This window comes from Kitasatospora sp. NPDC059160, assembly GCF_042755465.1.
Lineage (GTDB): Bacteria > Actinomycetota > Actinomycetes > Streptomycetales > Streptomycetaceae > Kitasatospora.
In genome coordinates this window covers 93,308-108,841 of the sequence record NZ_JBHZCN010000015.1, presented here as the reverse complement: position 1 = coordinate 108,841, position 15,534 = coordinate 93,308, and the positions used below count along the sequence as shown (strand labels likewise).

The following is a 15,534-nucleotide window of genomic DNA, read 5'->3' as shown; positions in this document are numbered from 1 at the left end:
GCGCGGCCCCCCGGGCAGGCCCGGCCGCGTGGGGGCGGCCCCGGGGGGGGGGGGGCGGCGGCGGGGCCGGCCCGGGCCCCGGCGGGGGCGGCGAAGGAACCCGTCAGGCGCTGATGTCGCGGCTGGTGAACCGGGCCCAGGCCGCCGAGCCGAACACGGCGACGTAGGCGGCCTGGAGGCCGAGGTCCTTCCACACGCCGTCCCAGTACATCGGCTCGCGCAGCAGGTCCGAGAAGCTCGTCCAGTAGTGGGTGAACAGGAACGGCCGGACCGCGTCCAGCTGCGGGAAGGCGTCCAGGATCTGCACCGTGATCACCAGCCCGACGGTCGCGGCCATCGCCGCGATGCCGCTGCCGGTGAGGGTGGAGACGAACAGCCCGATCGCCACCAGCCCGGCCAGCGAGGCGGCGACCACCCCGGCCACCAGCACCGCCCGCAGCAGGGCGTCGCCGAAGCCGATGGTGTCCCCGGAGATCAGGGTGACCTCGCCGAGCGGGAACAGGGCGGCGCCGGCGGCCAGCGCCGTCACCGCGACCGCCGCGGTGGCGGCCAGGCAGAACACCAGCCCGGCGGTGAACTTGGCGGCCAGCAGCCTGGTCCGCCCGGCGGGGGCGACCAGCAGGTAGCGCAGCGTCCCGGTGGCCGCCTCGCCCGCCACCGAGTCCCCGGCGACCACGCCGACCGTCATCGGCAGGAAGACCGGCAGCGCCACCGCCAGCGCGGTGAACACCAGGAACAGGCCGTTCTGGGTGGTCTGCGCGATGAAGCTCGGCGCGCCGCCGCCACCGCCGTGCGGACTGTCGGTGTTGAGCTTGACGATCACCCCGATCAGGACCGGCAGCGCCGCCAGGATGCCCAGCAGCACCTTGGTGCGCATCCGGCGGAAGGTCAGGTGCAGTTCGTTGCGGAACAGCGCCAGGAACCCGGACGCGGTCTGCGGCCGCCGCCCGGCCACCAGCACCGTCCCGCCCACCGTCGTCCCGCCCGCCGTCGACCGGCCCGCCGTCGACCCGCCCGCGGCCGCTCCGCCCGTGGCGGCTCCGGCCGTAGCCGTCCCGCCCGCCGAAGCCTCAGCCCGCGACATCGAAACCCTCCCCGGTCAGCGCCACGAAGGCGTCCTCCAACGTGCCCCGCTCCAGCCCGAACCCGTGCACCCGGACCCCGGCCTCCACCAGCGCCGCGCACAGCTTGGGCAGCGCCTCGTCGCCGCTCGCGCCCAGCTCGCCGTCGACCCGGCCCTCGCCGGGCACCAGCGCGCCCACCTGGTGGGCGGCCAGCACCTCGGCGGCCTGCGCCACGTCGGGGGTGCGGACCACCAGCCGGCCCTGGGCCCGGGCGGCCAGCTCGGCCACGGTGCCCTGGACGACCAGCCTGCCCCGGGACATCACGGCCGCGTGGGTGCAGACCTGCTCGATCTCGTCCAGCAGGTGCGAGGAGAGGAACACCGTGGTGCCCTCCGCCGCGACCTCCCGCACCAGCGCCCGGATCTCCCGCATGCCCTGCGGGTCCAGCCCGTTGGTCGGCTCGTCCAGCACCAGCAGCTCGCGCGGCTGCAGCAGCGCCGCGGCCAGGCCCAGCCGCTGCTTCATGCCGAGCGAGTAGGCGCGGGCCTTCTTCCCGGCGGCGGCGCTCAGGCCGACCCGCTCCAGCGCCGTCCCGACCCGCTGCCGGCGGGTGCGCGGGTCGGCGGTCGGGTCGGCGGCGTCGAAGCGGACCAGGTTGTCCCGGCCGGAGAGGAAGCCGTACAGCGCCGGGCCCTCGATCAGCGCGCCCACCCGGGGCAGCACGGTGGCGACGGACTGCGGCATCGACTCGCCGAGCACGGTGGCCGTGCCGGAGGTGGGGGCGATCAGGCCCATCAGCATCCGGATGGTGGTGGTCTTGCCGGAGCCGTTGGGGCCGAGGAAGCCGAACACGGAGCCGCGCGGCACGGCCAGGTCCAGGCCGTCGACGGCGAGTTGGCCGCCGCGGAAGCGCTTGGTCAGGCCGCGGGTCCTGATCACGTCGTCGGTACGGGGGGCCTCGGGAGCGGAAGGAACGGGGGCCGGGCGCGACGCGGCGCCCGGACCCCCGGCCGACTCCGTAACGTCCCCCGTTACGGGAGCCTCGGTCATCCGTCAGTTCACCCCGGCGGCGTGCTGGAGGACCGGCAGGGTCACCGCACCGGCGAAGACCCGGCCGTCGTCGGTGAGCAGGACGTTGACGACCTTGGTGCTGATCAGGGTGCCGCCGCCGACCGGCTTGCCGAGCGACTTCACCAGCGCCTGCGGGTTCATCGACCGGCTCTGGTGCTTGCCCTGCTTGCCGTCGCCCTGCTTGCCGTCGCTCTGCGGGCCGCCGAAGGGCGCCCCGGTGCTGCTGGGCAGCTGGGTGGAGACCACGGCCGTCCAGCCCTCGCCGATCACGTTCACGCCGTCGTGGCCCTTGGCCCGCTCGCCCGCCGGGCCCTGCCCGCCGGCGGCGCCCTGGGCGCCCTGGTCACGGGAGCCGTGCGCGCCCTGGGCCGCCGCGTCCGCCTTCTGCTCCGTCACCTTGGCGCCCTTGGGCACGGTGAAGTCGAAGGTCTTGGCGGCGGGCTTGGCGAAGGACACGTCGGTGAAGTGCACGTCCAGCACGGTGGAGCCGTCGGTGGACTTCACCACCACCGCGAGCGGCACCCCGTTGTCGGCCGCCACCGAGATCCGGACCTCGGAGATCGTCGAGCCGGCCTGGGTCGGCTTGACGCTCAGCCGGTAGGCCTTCTGCCCGGCCACGTCGGCCGTTCCGTCGACGGTGACGGAGGTGGTGCCGGCGCTCCCGGTCAGGAACTGCTTCGCGGCCTCCTGCGGGGTGGTCGGCACCCCGGTGAGCGGGCCCTTCGGCTTCCCGGCGGGATCGGCGTGATCGGCGGGACCGGCGTGCCCGCCCGGACGCCCGGTCAGGTGCAGGGCGGTGTTGGTCGAGCTGTCCCAGGCCCAGCTCTGGTCGCCGTTGCGGACCAGGGTGTAGCCGGCCATGTTCTCCATCAGGTCGACCCGCTGACGGTCCGGGCCGTCCACCGCGACCCGCAGCGTCCGGTCCCCGCCGAGCAGGCCGAGCAGCTTGGCCTGCGGGTCCGCGCCCGCGCCGCCCCCGTCGCTCCCGCCGCCGTGTCCGGCCGCCGCGCCGAGGCCGCCCGCAGCCGCGCCCAGCAGCTGGCTGGGCACCCCGAGGTCGGTGGAGACGGAGACCGTCCCGGACAGGGTCTGGGCGTCCGAGCCGAGCACCTTGGCCACCACCTGCTCGGCGGACAGCTGCGGCAGGTCCGGTGGCGAGTCGGCGGCCAGCGCCGGCACCAGCCCGACCCCGGCGGCGATCGCCGCGACCACCGCCACCGGCACCCCGACCCGCACCAGGGTGCGCCGCCGTGAGCGGTACGGCACCCCGCCGTCCGAACGGTCTTCCCCCGCCGTCCCATTGGTCATGGCGTCCTCAACTCCTCTACGAACCCGTGCGATTGGCCCTGCACCTCCATTAGAGGCCGGTACCGCCGCCACGTCATCGCCCTGCAGGGGCACTTCGAGGTGAACCTGGCGGGTACGCCGACCCTGAGACGGCCTCAGGGTTGGGTCATCCCGTCGTACCACCCTGGCGTAGGGTCGCGCCATGGACGGAACCGCAACGGACGCAAGCAACCCTCCGACCGCGAACGCCATGCGGCGCGCCCTGCGCCGCGCCCGGGACGGCGTGGCCCTCGACCCGACCGAGGCCGCCGTCCTGCTCCAGGCCAGAGGCGAGGACCTGCGCGACCTGTGCGCGAGCGCCGCCCGGGTGCGCGACGCCGGCCTGGAGGCGGCCGGCCGTCCCGGCGTCATCACCTACTCCAAGAGCGTGTTCATCCCGCTCACCCGGCTCTGCCGCGACAAGTGCCACTACTGCACCTTCGCCACCGTCCCCGGCAAGCTGCGCCGGGCCGGGCACGGGATGTTCATGTCCCCGGACGAGGTGCTGGAGGTCGCCCGGCGCGGAGCCGAACTCGGGTGCAAGGAAGCCCTGATCACCCTCGGCGACAAGCCCGAGGACCGCTGGCCCGAGGCCCGCGAGTGGCTGGACGCGCACGGCTACGACGACACCATCGCCTACGTCCGGGCCATGTCCATCCGGATCCTGGAGGAGACCGGCCTGCTGCCGCACCTCAACCCCGGGGTGCTGAGCTGGACGGACTTCCAGCGCCTCAAGCCCGTCTCCGCCTCGATGGGCATGATGCTGGAGACCACCGCCACCCGGCTGTGGAGCGAGCCCGGCGGCCCGCACTTCGGCTCCCCGGACAAGGAACCCGCCGTCCGGCTGCGGGTGCTGGAGGACGCGGGCCGCAGCTCGGTCCCCTTCACCAGCGGCCTGCTGATCGGCATCGGCGAGACCCACCAGGAGCGCGCCGAGGGGCTGTTCGCGCTGCGCAAGGTCTCCCGGGCCTACCACGGCGTCCAGGAACTGATCCTGCAGAACTTCCGGGCCAAGCCGGACACCGCGATGCGCGGCATGCCCGACGCCGAACTGGACGAACTGGTCGCCACGGTGGCCGTCGCCCGGCACCTGCTCGGCCCGACCGCCTGCCTCCAGGCGCCGCCTAACCTGGTCGACGGCGAGTACGAGCGGCTGATCGCCGCGGGCATCGACGACTGGGGCGGCGTCTCCCCGCTCACCCCGGACCACGTCAACCCCGAGCGCCCCTGGCCGCAGATCGACCGCCTCGCCGAACGCTCCGCCGCGGCCGGCTTCGAACTGCGTGAGCGCCTCGCCGTCTACCCCGAGTACGTGCTGCGCGGCGAACCCTGGCTGGACCCGCGGGTGCTGCCGCACGTCCGCGCCCTGGCCGACCCGGCCACCGGCCTGGCCGACCCGGACGCGGCCGTCCTGGGCCGCCCCTGGCAGGAGCCCGAGGACCTGCCGGAGTCGTACGGCCGGACCGACCTGCACACCGCCGTCGACACCGAGGGCCGCACCGGCGACCGCCGGGCCGACTTCGACGACGTGTACGGCGACTGGGAGGTGCTGCGCGAGCAGGTGCTGGCCAAGGGCGCGCCCGAGCGCCTCGCCGGGGACCTGCGCGAGGCGCTGGCGGTGGCCGCCGACGACCCGACGAAGCTCACCGACGACCACGCGCTGGCGCTCTTCCACGCCGACGGCCCGGCCCTGGACGCCCTGTGCCGGATCGCCGACGACGTCCGCAAGGCGGCGGTCGGCGAGGAGGTCACCTACTGCGTCACCCGGAACATCAACTTCACCAACGTCTGCTACACCGGCTGCCGCTTCTGCGCCTTCGCCCAGCGCCGCACCGACGCCGACGCCTACACCCTCTCCCTGGAACAGGTCGCCGAACGGGCCGCCCAGGCCTGGGAGGTGGGCGCCACCGAGGTGTGCATGCAGGGCGGCATCCACCCGGACCTGCCCGGCACCGCCTACTTCGACATCGCCCGCGCGGTGAAGGAGCGGGTCCCCGGCATCCACGTGCACGCCTTCTCCCCGATGGAGGTGGTCAACGGGGCCACCAGGACGGGCCTGTCGATCCGCGACTGGCTGCAGCGGGCCAAGGAGTCCGGCCTGGACACCATCCCCGGCACCGCCGCCGAGATCCTCGACGACGAGGTCCGCTGGGTGCTCACCAAGGGCAAGCTGCCGGCCGCGACCTGGGTCGAGGTGGTCAGCACCGCGCACGAGCTGGGCATCCGCTCCTCGTCCACCATGATGTACGGGCACGTGGACACCCCCGCGCACTGGCTCGGGCACCTGCGGCTGCTCGCCGAGATCCAGCAACGCTCGCTCGAATCCAACAGCGGTGGCGGCTTCACCGAGTTCGTCACCCTCCCGTTCATCCACACCAACGCCCCGGTCTACCTGGCCGGCATCGCCCGCCCCGGCCCGACCGCCCGGGACAACCGCGCCGTGGTCGCGATGGCCCGGCTGCTGCTGCACCCGCACATCCCCAACATCCAGACCAGCTGGGTCAAGCTGGGCGCCGAGGGCGCGGCCGAGATGCTCCGCTCCGGTGCCAACGACCTCGGCGGCACGCTGATGGAGGAGACCATCTCGCGGATGGCCGGCTCGGCGTACGGCAGCTACAAGTCGGTGCGCGACCTCCAGGCGATCGCCGAGGCCGCCGGCCGCCCGCACCGCCAGCGCACCACCCTCTACGGCGAGGTGCCCGCCGAGCGGCGGGCGGCGGCGCTCGCCTCGGACGGGCACCTGCCGGAGCTGCTGCCGGTCCTGGACTGAGGCCGGGCGCCGGGAACCCCGACCCCCGGCCGCCGTACGGGCGGCGGCCGGGCGGGACCGTACGGTCGGGGGACCGGGCGGGGCAGGGGCCGTGCGGGTAGGGACCGTACCGGCGGGGGCCGGGCAGTGGCCGGGCTGGGGCCGGGCAGGGGCGGCGGACTCCGTGGGACGCCGTCCTTCCGTTCGAACCTTCGAAGTACAGTGCCAGGGCGCGTCGGCGGCCGTGGTGTCGCACGCGGCCCCCGACCCCGACGAAAGGCGCCCCGTCGTGATGCCACTGTGGTCACGAGCCCAGCAGCAGGACTTTCGCAGCCGGGTGCGCGGCTGCCTGCTCGGCGGTGCCATCGGTGACGCGCTCGGCGCCGGCGTCGAGTTCGAGCACCTGGAGAAGATCCGGGCCCAGCACGGCCCGCAGGGCGTCACCGGCTACCTCCCCGCCTACGGGCGCACCGGCGCCGTCACCGACGACACCCAGCTCAGCCTGTTCACCGTGGACGGCCTGATCCGCGCCCACATCCGGCGCGACACCGGCAGCTGGCACCCGCCCACCGACCTGCACCTGGCCTACCTGCGCTGGGCCGCCACCCAGCGCGACTGGGGCCCGGACGAGCGCCGCCCCGACCTCGGCTGGCTCGGCCGCGAGGAGTGGCTGTACGCCCAGCGCGCCCCCGGCCAGGGCTGCCTGACCGGCCTCACCGGCCCGGACGGCGAGCGCCTCGGCACCCTGGACCGGCCCAAGAACCCGCACTCCAAGGGCTGCGGCACGGTGGTGCGGGCGGCGCCCTTCGGGCTGCTCACCACCTGGGAGCCGGGCCTGGTGTTCCAACTCGCGGTGGAGTGCTCGGTGCTCACCCACGGCCACCCCACCGGCTACCTCGCGGCGGGCGCCTTCGCGGTGATCGTCCAGGCCGTCGCCCGCGGCGGCACCCTGGAGGAGGGCGTGCACCTGGCACTGGCCCTGCTCTCCGAGCGGCACGCCCACGAGGAGACCACCGCCGCGCTGCGCGCCGCACTGGACGCGGTCCGGGCCGGCGAGCCGTCCGCCGAGCGGGTCGAGGCCCTGGGGGAGGGCTGGGTCGCCGAGGAGGCGCTGGCCATCGGGGTCTACTGCGCGCTGGTCGCCCACGACGTCCGCTCGGGCCTGCTGCTGGCCGTCAACCACTCCGGGGACAGCGACTCCACCGGTTCGATATGCGGCAACCTACTCGGGGTGCTGCACGGCGACACCGCGCTGCCGCCGGGCCTGGTGGCCGGGCTGGAGGGGCGCGGCGCGATCCTCGAACTCGCCGACGACTTCGCCCTGGAGCTGATGCACGGCACCGAACTGCACGACCGGCAGAGCCCGGAGGGGGCCGACTGGGCGGTCCGCTACCCGGTGGCGCACTGAACGGCGGCGCTCCGGCCGCCGCCTTCGTGTAGGGCGCCTTGGTGAAGGGCGCGTTGGTGCAGGGCGCCTTCGTGAAGGGCGCCTTCGTGAAGGACGGCCCCCGGAACGGCAGTTGCCCGTAGCGCCGACCGCCGCCGCTCGGGGCGACGCACAGCGCTACGGGCAACTGGGCCGAGCACGGATCCCGTTCAGACCTCGCCGAAGGCCCCCGCCGCCGCAGCGGACGCGAAGGCGTTCCAGGCCTGGGTGGAGAAGCGCAGCTGCGGACCGGCCGGGTCCTTGGAGTCCCGGACCGCGACCGCTCCCGCAGCCGGTCCGGCGATCTCCACGCAGGCGCCCTGGCCTCCGCTGTGACTGCTCTTGCGCCAACGGGTTCCGTGCTCGGCGGGGGTGCTCATTCGTGGTATCCCTTTTCGATGTCGGCTATCAGCGACCGGCTCTCCGCGACACCGAGTGCGGCCGCTCTCAGGTAGTCGTACAGACCGGTATAGCGGCGCACATCGGTCTCCTTCTCCAGGTAGAGATCGCTCGTCACACCTTCGAAGTAGACAACCGTGGAATCGGCTGACTCCGGGAACTCCAGCAGGGAGAATGTCCCGGTCATACCGGGGTGGGCGCCGTGCGAGAACGGGATCACCTGGATGGTGATGTTCGGGCGCAGGCTCAGCTCCAGCATCTGCCGCAGCTGGCGGGCCATGATCTCGCGACTGCCGACCTCGCGGCGCAGCGCCGCCTCGTCTATGACGGTCCACAGGCTGCCGAGCTGGTTCTCGCCGTGGACGCGCTCCTGGCGCTTCATCCGCACCTGGACCCGGCGCTGCACCGCGATCGCGTCGGTGTCCGGCTGGGTGCCCTCGACCACCGCCTGCGCGTACTGCTCGGTCTGCAACAGGCCGGGGATGAAGGAGGACTCGTAGGCGCGGATCGAGGAGGCCTCGGCCTCCAGCCCGATGTAGACGCTGTACGGGGTCGGCATGTCGTTGAAGTCGTGCCACCAGCCGCGCTGGCGGGACTCCTTGGCCATCTCCATCAGGCTGCCGCGCATCTGCTCGTCGGCCACGTTGTACACGTCGCAGAGGTCGCGCACGTCGCGCTGGCTGATGCTGCGGCGGCCGTTCTCCAGGCGGCTGATCTTCGACTGGGAGACCATCAGGCGGCCGGCCACCTCCTCCGCCGTCATCCCCAGGCCCTCGCGGAGTTTGCGCAGCTCGGAGCCGAGGCGTCGGCGGCGCACGGTGGGATTGATGTTCGCGGACACGTCGACCTCCGGCCGAACCTCTGGTGATCGTTGGAACGGCAGCCCTCGGAACACTTCGGACATTGGGACCAACCCCCCTGACTTGGAGCAGCATGTCACCTTGGGCCAGGTCGGCGCCGGGGAATCACAGCAGCGCGGTAGAACAGATCATCGGAAAAGCGCGTCTGTGAGACAGCGGAAGCTCCCAGGTGGTAATGCGGCTCGGCGACTCGAACCGGTAGTTGCGGTGGGCCCCCACGGGCCTGCGGGAACGGCAGAGGGGCGGTCGCCGGGCGACTCGCGTCGCGGGGCGACCGCCCCTCTGTGCTCCTGGTGCTTCTCGTGCTTCCGGTGTGCCCGATGCCTCCGGCGGTGCCGGTGGTGCGGGTGGAACCGGTCGTCCTGGTGGTGCGGAGAAGTGCGAAAGGTCGTTCAGCGCCGCCGAGGGGCGCGAACGGTGCGCCGTGCGCTGCCGGGCGTTCCCTCGGACCTTCCGTCGGACGTGCCGCCGGATGTGCCGTCGGACGTGCCGTCGTCCGGGGCGTCGTCAGGGTCGTCGGACGTGCCGCCCGAGTCGTCGCCCGGTACGGGTCCGGCGGCCCGGGTCAGCGCACCCCGACCCGCGGCGCGGGGACCCGCCCGCCCGGGGACCGGCCCGTGGCACGGGCACCGGAGCGACCGGAAGCGGCTCCGGAACCGGCCCCAGGGCCCTGGGATGAACGGTTCTGCTGCGCCGGCAGGCCGTTCTGCACGTCCATCACGGCATGCGCGACCATCCCGCCCAACGGGTCGTACCGGATCAGGTCGCGCAGCCGCGACCGTGAGGACCGGCCCTCGTTGCCCGGGTACAGGTGCTTGCCCAGCCCCACCGAGTGGGCGAGGGCCGCCAGCGCGGCCGTCCGCGGGTCCGGCGGCACGCCGGTGCGGATCGCGGTGTCCAGCCGCTGCTTGATCGCGGCGTTGGTGCAGTCGTCGGACGCCTGGTACCGGGTCGTCGGCAGCACCCCGCACACCTGCCCCGGCACGGCCGTGACCATGCCGCAGCGCTCCAGGTGCGCCAGGTACGTCTGCCGCAGCCCCAGCCGGGGCCCGCCGATCCAGTGCGCCGCGCGGACCGGACTGCCGCGTCGGCGCAGCAGTTCCAGTGCGTGGTCGAGGGTCGGGTCACCGGTCGGTCGTGCGAGCACGACGGCGATCCGGTCACCCTCCGGTACGATCCGTCCGGCCAGGGACAGCTCGACGAGCTGGGCCCCGGCGAGTCCGAGGTCGAGGGTCTGCGGCTGCGCCGTGGTACCCGTGGTCGGGTCCAAAGCGAGCAGCAAGAGTTCCTCGGGAACAGTTCTGCGGCTCTTGCCCATCCAAGCCTCCCCGCGTGGATGAGAGACAGGGTGACGCCTCTCACACGGGCTTGTCGAGTACGCCTCCGAATCGTGACCTTGCGGTGAAGGCGCGGAACCGGCGGCCTCGGGCCCGGCGTCTGACCCTTGAACAGACCGCGTTGCGGCCGTGCGGCGGCAATAAGCCCCGGTCGGGCGGGGTGTGCGCGGCCGGACGGCCGTCGGTGGCGGAGACTGTACAGGTACACGGGGCGGGGCGTCGGCTTCCCGAAATCGGGTCTGCCGGTGCCCCGCCGGGCGTTGAGGAGGCTGGGATACGTGGGCGAGTCCCCCGACAGGGTGCTGAGGGACGGCGAGCGGGAGCGGGAGCGGGACCGCGAGCGCGAACGGAAGGGCGAACGGGAGGGTGCGGCGGTTGCCGGGGCGTCAGCCGGGGCCGTCCGGTCCTCGGCCGACGCCTCGACCGAGGCCGCCGCCGACGCGTCCGCTGACGCCTCGCCCGCCGCTGGCACCGCTGCCGACACCGCCGCCGGCACCTCGGCCGACTCCTCCGTGGACGGGCCGAAGGCGGGCACCAAGGGCGGCCCGACGGTGGAGCTCCGTGTCCGGGATGTGGACAGTCGGACGACCATGCTGCGGCTGCCGACGGACGACCGCACCACCGCCCTGCGGCTGCCGGTGGACAACCGGACCACCGCGCTGCGCCTGCCGGAAGAGCTGCGCAAGCGCGCGGACGAGGGCGGTTCCGGCGGCGGCGCGCAGAAGGAGAAGGACGCGCCGGAGACCGACGGTGAGAAGGGGAGCGCCGAGCGGACGCCCGTCGCCGACCCGCGTCTCGCCATCCGGACCACCGCGGCGGCGGAGCCGGTCGGCAAGGTGGGCAAGGCCGACGAGGCCGGCACGGCGGACGAAGCCGACGAGGCCGACGAGGCCGACGGGCCCGATGAGGCGGCGAAGGCCGAGAAGCCGGCGGAGGCCGAGAAGCCGGAGAAGGCCGACGCGCCCGAGACCCCCGGGGCTTCCGAGACCTCCAAGGCCTCCGAGACCCCCGACGCCACCGCGCCCGTCGCACTGACCGGGAACGGGCAGCCCGGTCAGCGCTCGGGCGGGGCGGGGCAGTCGGGCCGGTCCGAGAAGCTGGAGAAGCCCGCCCCGCTCCGCACCCCCGCAGCCCCGGCGGTGCCGCCCGCCGCCGGCAGCGTCCCCGAGCCCCCGGAGCCCGCTCCGCTGCCGGAGCCGGACCCGGCCCCCGAACCGCTGCCCCGGCCGGCCCCGAAGCCGGCCCCCGCCCCCGCCCCCGCGCCGACACCGCTGCCCGAGCCGGACCGGCGGCCGGTGCCGCCCGTCCCGCCGCTGCCCCGGCCCGAGCCGCTGCCCTCCCAGCAGGTGCCGCCGCGGCCGGAGCCCCGGCCGACTCCGGAGCCCCAGCCCCAGCCCCAGCCCTCGCCGGAGAACACCGCCGAGGCGATGGAGGTGCTCGCCACCCTCAACGCCCGCCCGGTCTCGCCGCTGCGCCGCGCGCTCAAGCGGGTCACCATCTGGACGGCCTTCCTGGCCGTGGTGCTCGGCGTGCTCGTGGTGGGCCAGCTGCTGCGCCCGCTGCCGGACCCGAAGCTGCGGATGACGACCGCGGGCAGTTTCAGCTTCGCCGGCGACCAGTTGGACCTCGCCTGGCCGGCCAAGGGCCAGTCCGCCGCCGAGGTGGTCGGCGTCGGAAGCCTGGGCACCTCGGGTCAGGAGGCGCCGGCCTCGATCGCCAGCGTCACCAAGGTGATGAACGCCTACCTGATCCTGCAGAAGTTCCCGCTCAAGAAGGGGGAGAGCGGCCCCAAGATCAAGGTGGACAAGCAGGCCGCCCAGGAGTCCGGCAACGCCGACGAGTCCCGGGTGACGCTCGTCGAGAACCAGGAGCTCACCGAGTACCAGGCGCTGGAACTGCTGATGCTGCCGTCCGCCAACAACGTGGCCCGGCTGCTCGCCCGCTTCCACTCCGGCTCCGAGGACGCGTTCGTCAAGCAGATGAACGACACCGCGGCCAAGTTCGGCATGACCAACACCACCTACGCCGACCCGGCGGGCTACAACGCGGACACCAAGTCCACCGCGAAGGACCAGCTCAAGCTGGCCGAGCAGGTCATGCAGGACGACATCTTCCGGCAGATCGTCTCCACCCCGGACACCACGTTCAACAACGTGAAGATCTCCAACACCAACAACCTGATCAACCCGAAGACCGGCGTCATCGGCGTCAAGACCGGTTCCAGCACCCCGGCCGGCGGCTGCCTGATGTGGGCCGCCTACAAGGAGATCGGCGGTGTGAAGCGGCTGATCCTCGGCGTCACTCTGGGCCAGCAGGCCACCAGCCCGAACCCCGGTGACGGCATCCTGCCGACCGTGCTCAAGGTCAGCGGCAAGCAGATCCAGGCCGCCCAGAACGGGCTGACCGGCCAGACCGTGGTGAAGAAGGGCGACGTGGTCGCCAGCGTGGACGACGGCCTCGGCGGCAAGGTCTCGGTCGTCGCCACCAACGACCTCGTGGTGCCCGGCTTCCCGGGCGTCACCGGCACCGTCACCCTGGACCCGTCCGCCCTGGGCCACAACGAGAAGGCGGGCAAGGAGGTCGGCACGCTGCGCGTGGGCGCGGGCGACAGCCGGACGGAGGTCCGGGTGGCCCTCCAGAGCGACCTGAACCCGCCGTCCATCGAGTCCCGCCTGCTGCGCCTGCTCTGACCGTCCCGGTGCAGGGGGGGGGAGCCGGCCCGCCCGGCCCCCCCCGCGCTGTCCCCCCGTCAGACCCCGGCACCCCCGCCTCCCGGTCCGCCACCCCCGGCCGACCCCTGATCCGGTACGCTGTGAACGGCCTGGTCACCGACCGGCCACGCCTCAGTAGCTCAGGGGATAGAGCACGGCTCTCCTAAAGCCGGTGTCGCAGGTTCGAATCCTGCCTGGGGCACATTCAGAACCGCAGTTCGCAGGCCCTCCGCCCACCCCGGGCGGAGGGCCTGCGGCGTTCCCGTCCCTCCGCTCCCTCGGTCCTCCGGCACCGCCCCCTCGGGGCCGGGTCAGCGGAGCGGACCGTCCAACTCGCTCTCCTCCAGCGGCTCGTCGGCCCGCGGCATGCGGACGGACGGCACGATGACCCGCTGGACCCTGGGCCTGGTGCGCCAGTTGACCCGTCGGACGTCCCGGGCCAGGGCGCCCGGCCGCCAGAGTTCGATCACGGCCGTCACGACGCCCAGGACGGCGCCGGCGGCCAGCCAGCCGGCCAGTACGTCGCTGGGCCAGTGCACCCCGAGGGCGGTCCTGGTCCAGCCGATGGTCAGCACCGTCACCGCGGCCACCGCGCAGGCGGCGGTCCGGCCGCGTCGGCCGACCCGGTACCAGACCAGGCCGACCAGGACGGCACAGGTGATCGCCGAGGCCATGGCGTGCCCGGAGGGGAAGGCCGGGCCGCCCGCGTGCGACACCGGGTCGGAGAAGGCGGGCCGCTGCCGGCCGACGGCCAGCTTGAGCGCCCACTGGGCCGCCCAGCCCACCAGCGCCTGGGCGGCCACCCAGCCGGCCAGCACCCGGGCACCGATCAGCAGGAGCCAGGCGGCCGCACAGCCCAGCAGGATACGCATCGTGACCGGGCCGCCGATGTCGGAGAGGGTCTGCACCGCGGCGGTCCAGATCCGGTGATCGCGTGCGTAGGAGTGCAGTCCGCCGATCCAGTCCTGGTCGAACTCGTGCAGGGGGTGCCAGCGGCCCGTCACCAGCGCCGCCAGGAGGCCGAACAGCGCGGCGCAGCCCAGCGCGACCGACGCGTCCCGGAGGAGGCGGCGATGACGCACGGTGACGGGTCTCGTGCTGTTGGTCAGGTGCATGCCTGACACCTTCCCAGTGCGCTGTGCCGATCGGGAGCTGGAGTGATAGCGATTCGGCATCTTTTGTGCGGAGGACCTGCGTGCGCCGGGGGGCGGGCGCGGGCGGAAGCCGGGGGCGCGCGGGAACGTCCACAAGCGTTCGCCTGTTCAACCCATGGGCGACGGTTGCGTGTGCGGTCGGTGAAGAGGCGTTCCACGGGCGGTCGCGAACGGGCACCCGAGGTGCCCGGGCGGTCACCGAGTGTCCAGAACCGGGGTGAAAACCGGCAGGATACTGCATCACGAGGAAGAATCTGAACGACTTGGGAATGTTGTCCGGAATCTGTTCGTTGGATCGTTACGTGTGAGCCCCTGGGGGCCCGCACTTCTTGCCCTCCAGGGGGGCAGGCAGGCAGACCTCGGCAACACCAGCAAAGGGAGCAAGCATGGCCACCCGTGCCGTCGTTCGCGACAGGGCCGACCGGACTCGCGCGGCCCGCCCGACCAACCTTGAGGCCGACCGCGACCTGGTCGGTATGTACCTCGACGAGATCGCCAGGACGCCCCTGCTCGATGCCGCCGAGGAGGTCGAGCTCTCGCTGCGGATCGAGGCCGGTGTGTACGCCCAGCACCTGCTGGAGGAGAGCGAACTCCCCGACGGCCGGCTCCCCGACGGCATCACGCGCGAGGAGCTGGAGACGATAGCCGCCGACGCCGAGCGCGCCAAGGACGTCTTCATCCGCTCGAACCTGCGCCTGGTGGTGGCCGTCGCCCGGCGCTACCCGCGCAGCGGCCTGCCCCTGCTGGACCTCATCCAGGAGGGCAACGCCGGTCTGGTGCGCGCCGTCGAGAAGTTCGACTACGCCAAGGGCTTCAAGTTCTCCACCTACGCGACGTGGTGGATCCGGCAGGCGATCACCCGCTCGATCGCCGACCAGTCCCGCACCATCCGGCTGCCCGTGCACCTGGTCGAGGAACTCGGCCGGATCCGCCGGGTGCAGCGGGAGAAGTCCAAGGAGCTGGGGCGTGAGGCGGAGCCGGCCGAGATCGCGGCCGAGCTGGATACCACCGAGGCCCGGATCAAGGACGTGCTGGACTGGGCGCGGGACCCGGTCAGCCTCAACATGTCGGTCGACGACGAGGGCGAGACCCAGTTCGGCGACCTGGTGGAGGACACCGGGGCGACGTCCCCCGAGGACGCCGTGATGGTGATGCTCCGCCGCGAGGAGCTGGACGGCCTGATCGGGCGGCTGGACGACCGCACCGCCTCGATCATCCGCTCCCGCTACGGCATGGAGGACGGCCGCGAGCGCACCCTCACCGAGGTGGGCAAGCAGCACGGCCTCACCCGTGAGCGGATCCGGCAGATCGAGAAGCACGCCCTGGCCGAGCTCAAGAAGATCGCCGACCACGCGGGCTTCGAGGCCGCCTGACGGCCGGCGGCCGAGGCCGACCACCCGGGCCCGGGTGCGGAGCGCTCCGCACCCGGGCCGGCGC

General features: G+C 73.5%; 11 protein-coding genes and 1 tRNA gene. 5 read left to right on the top strand and 7 right to left on the bottom strand.

Translation table 11 applies throughout. The features are described from left to right. Positions 1 to 103: 103 nt before the first annotated feature. From ACFXOZ_RS09295 to ACFXOZ_RS09285, 3 genes are read right to left on the bottom strand one after another with little or no spacing between them, the layout of a single operon-like run. Entirely contained in the window at positions 104 to 1,084 is a 981-nt protein-coding gene (locus ACFXOZ_RS09295) for an ABC transporter permease (protein WP_380524070.1), read from the bottom strand. Next, the gene (locus tag ACFXOZ_RS09290; RefSeq protein WP_375889061.1) at positions 1,071 to 2,114 is read right to left on the bottom strand and encodes an ABC transporter ATP-binding protein; all 1,044 of its coding nucleotides are present in this window, start codon (positions 2,112 to 2,114) and stop codon (positions 1,071 to 1,073) included. Before ACFXOZ_RS09290 ends, ACFXOZ_RS09295 begins: the two co-directional genes overlap by 14 nt. A 3-nt stretch (positions 2,115 to 2,117) precedes the next feature. Then, positions 2,118 to 3,443 carry an outer membrane lipoprotein carrier protein LolA gene (locus ACFXOZ_RS09285; protein ID WP_380588786.1) on the bottom strand — a complete coding sequence of 442 codons (1,326 nt, stop codon included), beginning with the start codon at positions 3,441 to 3,443 and terminating at the stop codon, positions 2,118 to 2,120. A gap of 181 nt (positions 3,444 to 3,624) precedes the next feature. Here ACFXOZ_RS09285 and ACFXOZ_RS09280 point away from each other — a divergent pair, with 181 nt between their 5' ends. Together ACFXOZ_RS09280 and ACFXOZ_RS09275 are read left to right on the top strand one after the other, a co-directional pair. Beyond that, entirely contained in the window at positions 3,625 to 6,231 is a 2,607-nt protein-coding gene (locus ACFXOZ_RS09280) for a bifunctional FO biosynthesis protein CofGH (protein WP_380588783.1), read from the top strand. Positions 6,232 to 6,502: 271 nt separating this feature from the next. Beyond that, positions 6,503 to 7,618, top strand: coding sequence for an ADP-ribosylglycohydrolase family protein (locus tag ACFXOZ_RS09275; RefSeq protein WP_375889069.1), 1,116 nt, complete (start codon positions 6,503 to 6,505; stop codon positions 7,616 to 7,618). A gap of 188 nt (positions 7,619 to 7,806) precedes the next feature. Here the strand turns inward: ACFXOZ_RS09275 and ACFXOZ_RS09270 are convergent, their stop codons facing one another. The 3 genes from ACFXOZ_RS09270 to ACFXOZ_RS09260 form a co-directional block, all read right to left on the bottom strand. Continuing rightward, a complete protein-coding gene (locus ACFXOZ_RS09270) occupies positions 7,807 to 8,016 on the bottom strand; it encodes a DUF397 domain-containing protein (protein WP_350505095.1) in 210 nt (69 codons plus the stop codon). After that, positions 8,013 to 8,876 carry a helix-turn-helix domain-containing protein gene (locus ACFXOZ_RS09265; protein WP_375889071.1) on the bottom strand — a complete coding sequence of 288 codons (864 nt, stop codon included), beginning with the start codon at positions 8,874 to 8,876 and terminating at the stop codon, positions 8,013 to 8,015. Before ACFXOZ_RS09265 ends, ACFXOZ_RS09270 begins: the two co-directional genes overlap by 4 nt. A gap of 584 nt (positions 8,877 to 9,460) precedes the next feature. After that, on the bottom strand, positions 9,461 to 10,213 hold the full coding sequence (locus ACFXOZ_RS09260) for a GPP34 family phosphoprotein (RefSeq protein WP_375889073.1): 753 nt from the start codon (positions 10,211 to 10,213) through the stop codon (positions 9,461 to 9,463). A gap of 297 nt (positions 10,214 to 10,510) precedes the next feature. On the opposite strand from ACFXOZ_RS09260, the gene ACFXOZ_RS09255 reads away from it, so the two are divergent. Then, positions 10,511 to 12,922, top strand: coding sequence for a D-alanyl-D-alanine carboxypeptidase family protein (locus ACFXOZ_RS09255; RefSeq protein ID WP_380588780.1), 2,412 nt, complete (start codon positions 10,511 to 10,513; stop codon positions 12,920 to 12,922). Between the two features lie 150 nt (positions 12,923 to 13,072). Further along, a tRNA-Arg gene (locus ACFXOZ_RS09250) sits at positions 13,073 to 13,145 on the top strand. A gap of 109 nt (positions 13,146 to 13,254) precedes the next feature. On the opposite strand, the gene ACFXOZ_RS09245 is transcribed toward ACFXOZ_RS09250, so the two are convergent. Beyond that, positions 13,255 to 14,058, bottom strand: a complete 804-nt coding sequence (locus ACFXOZ_RS09245) for a phosphatase PAP2 family protein (RefSeq protein WP_375892772.1) — start codon at positions 14,056 to 14,058, stop codon at positions 13,255 to 13,257. 425 nt (positions 14,059 to 14,483) lie between these two features. Here ACFXOZ_RS09245 and ACFXOZ_RS09240 point away from each other — a divergent pair, with 425 nt between their 5' ends. Continuing rightward, positions 14,484 to 15,470, top strand: a complete 987-nt coding sequence (locus tag ACFXOZ_RS09240; protein ID WP_375892770.1) for a sigma-70 family RNA polymerase sigma factor — start codon at positions 14,484 to 14,486, stop codon at positions 15,468 to 15,470. Positions 15,471 to 15,534 lie beyond the last annotated feature (64 nt).

Coding starts and splice junctions, on each gene's coding strand:
- ACFXOZ_RS09280 (WP_380588783.1), top strand. CDS start 3,625: ATGGACGGAACCGCAACGGACGCAAGCAACCCTCCGACCGCGAACGCC.
- ACFXOZ_RS09295 (WP_380524070.1), bottom strand. CDS start 1,084: ATGTCGCGGGCTGAGGCTTCGGCGGGCGGGACGGCTACGGCCGGAGCC.
- ACFXOZ_RS09245 (WP_375892772.1), bottom strand. CDS start 14,058: ATGCACCTGACCAACAGCACGAGACCCGTCACCGTGCGTCATCGCCGC.
- ACFXOZ_RS09260 (WP_375889073.1), bottom strand. CDS start 10,213: ATGGGCAAGAGCCGCAGAACTGTTCCCGAGGAACTCTTGCTGCTCGCT.
- ACFXOZ_RS09290 (WP_375889061.1), bottom strand. CDS start 2,114: ATGACCGAGGCTCCCGTAACGGGGGACGTTACGGAGTCGGCCGGGGGT.
- ACFXOZ_RS09285 (WP_380588786.1), bottom strand. CDS start 3,443: ATGACCAATGGGACGGCGGGGGAAGACCGTTCGGACGGCGGGGTGCCG.
- ACFXOZ_RS09275 (WP_375889069.1), top strand. CDS start 6,503: ATGCCACTGTGGTCACGAGCCCAGCAGCAGGACTTTCGCAGCCGGGTG.
- ACFXOZ_RS09270 (WP_350505095.1), bottom strand. CDS start 8,016: ATGAGCACCCCCGCCGAGCACGGAACCCGTTGGCGCAAGAGCAGTCAC.
- ACFXOZ_RS09240 (WP_375892770.1), top strand. CDS start 14,484: ATGGCCACCCGTGCCGTCGTTCGCGACAGGGCCGACCGGACTCGCGCG.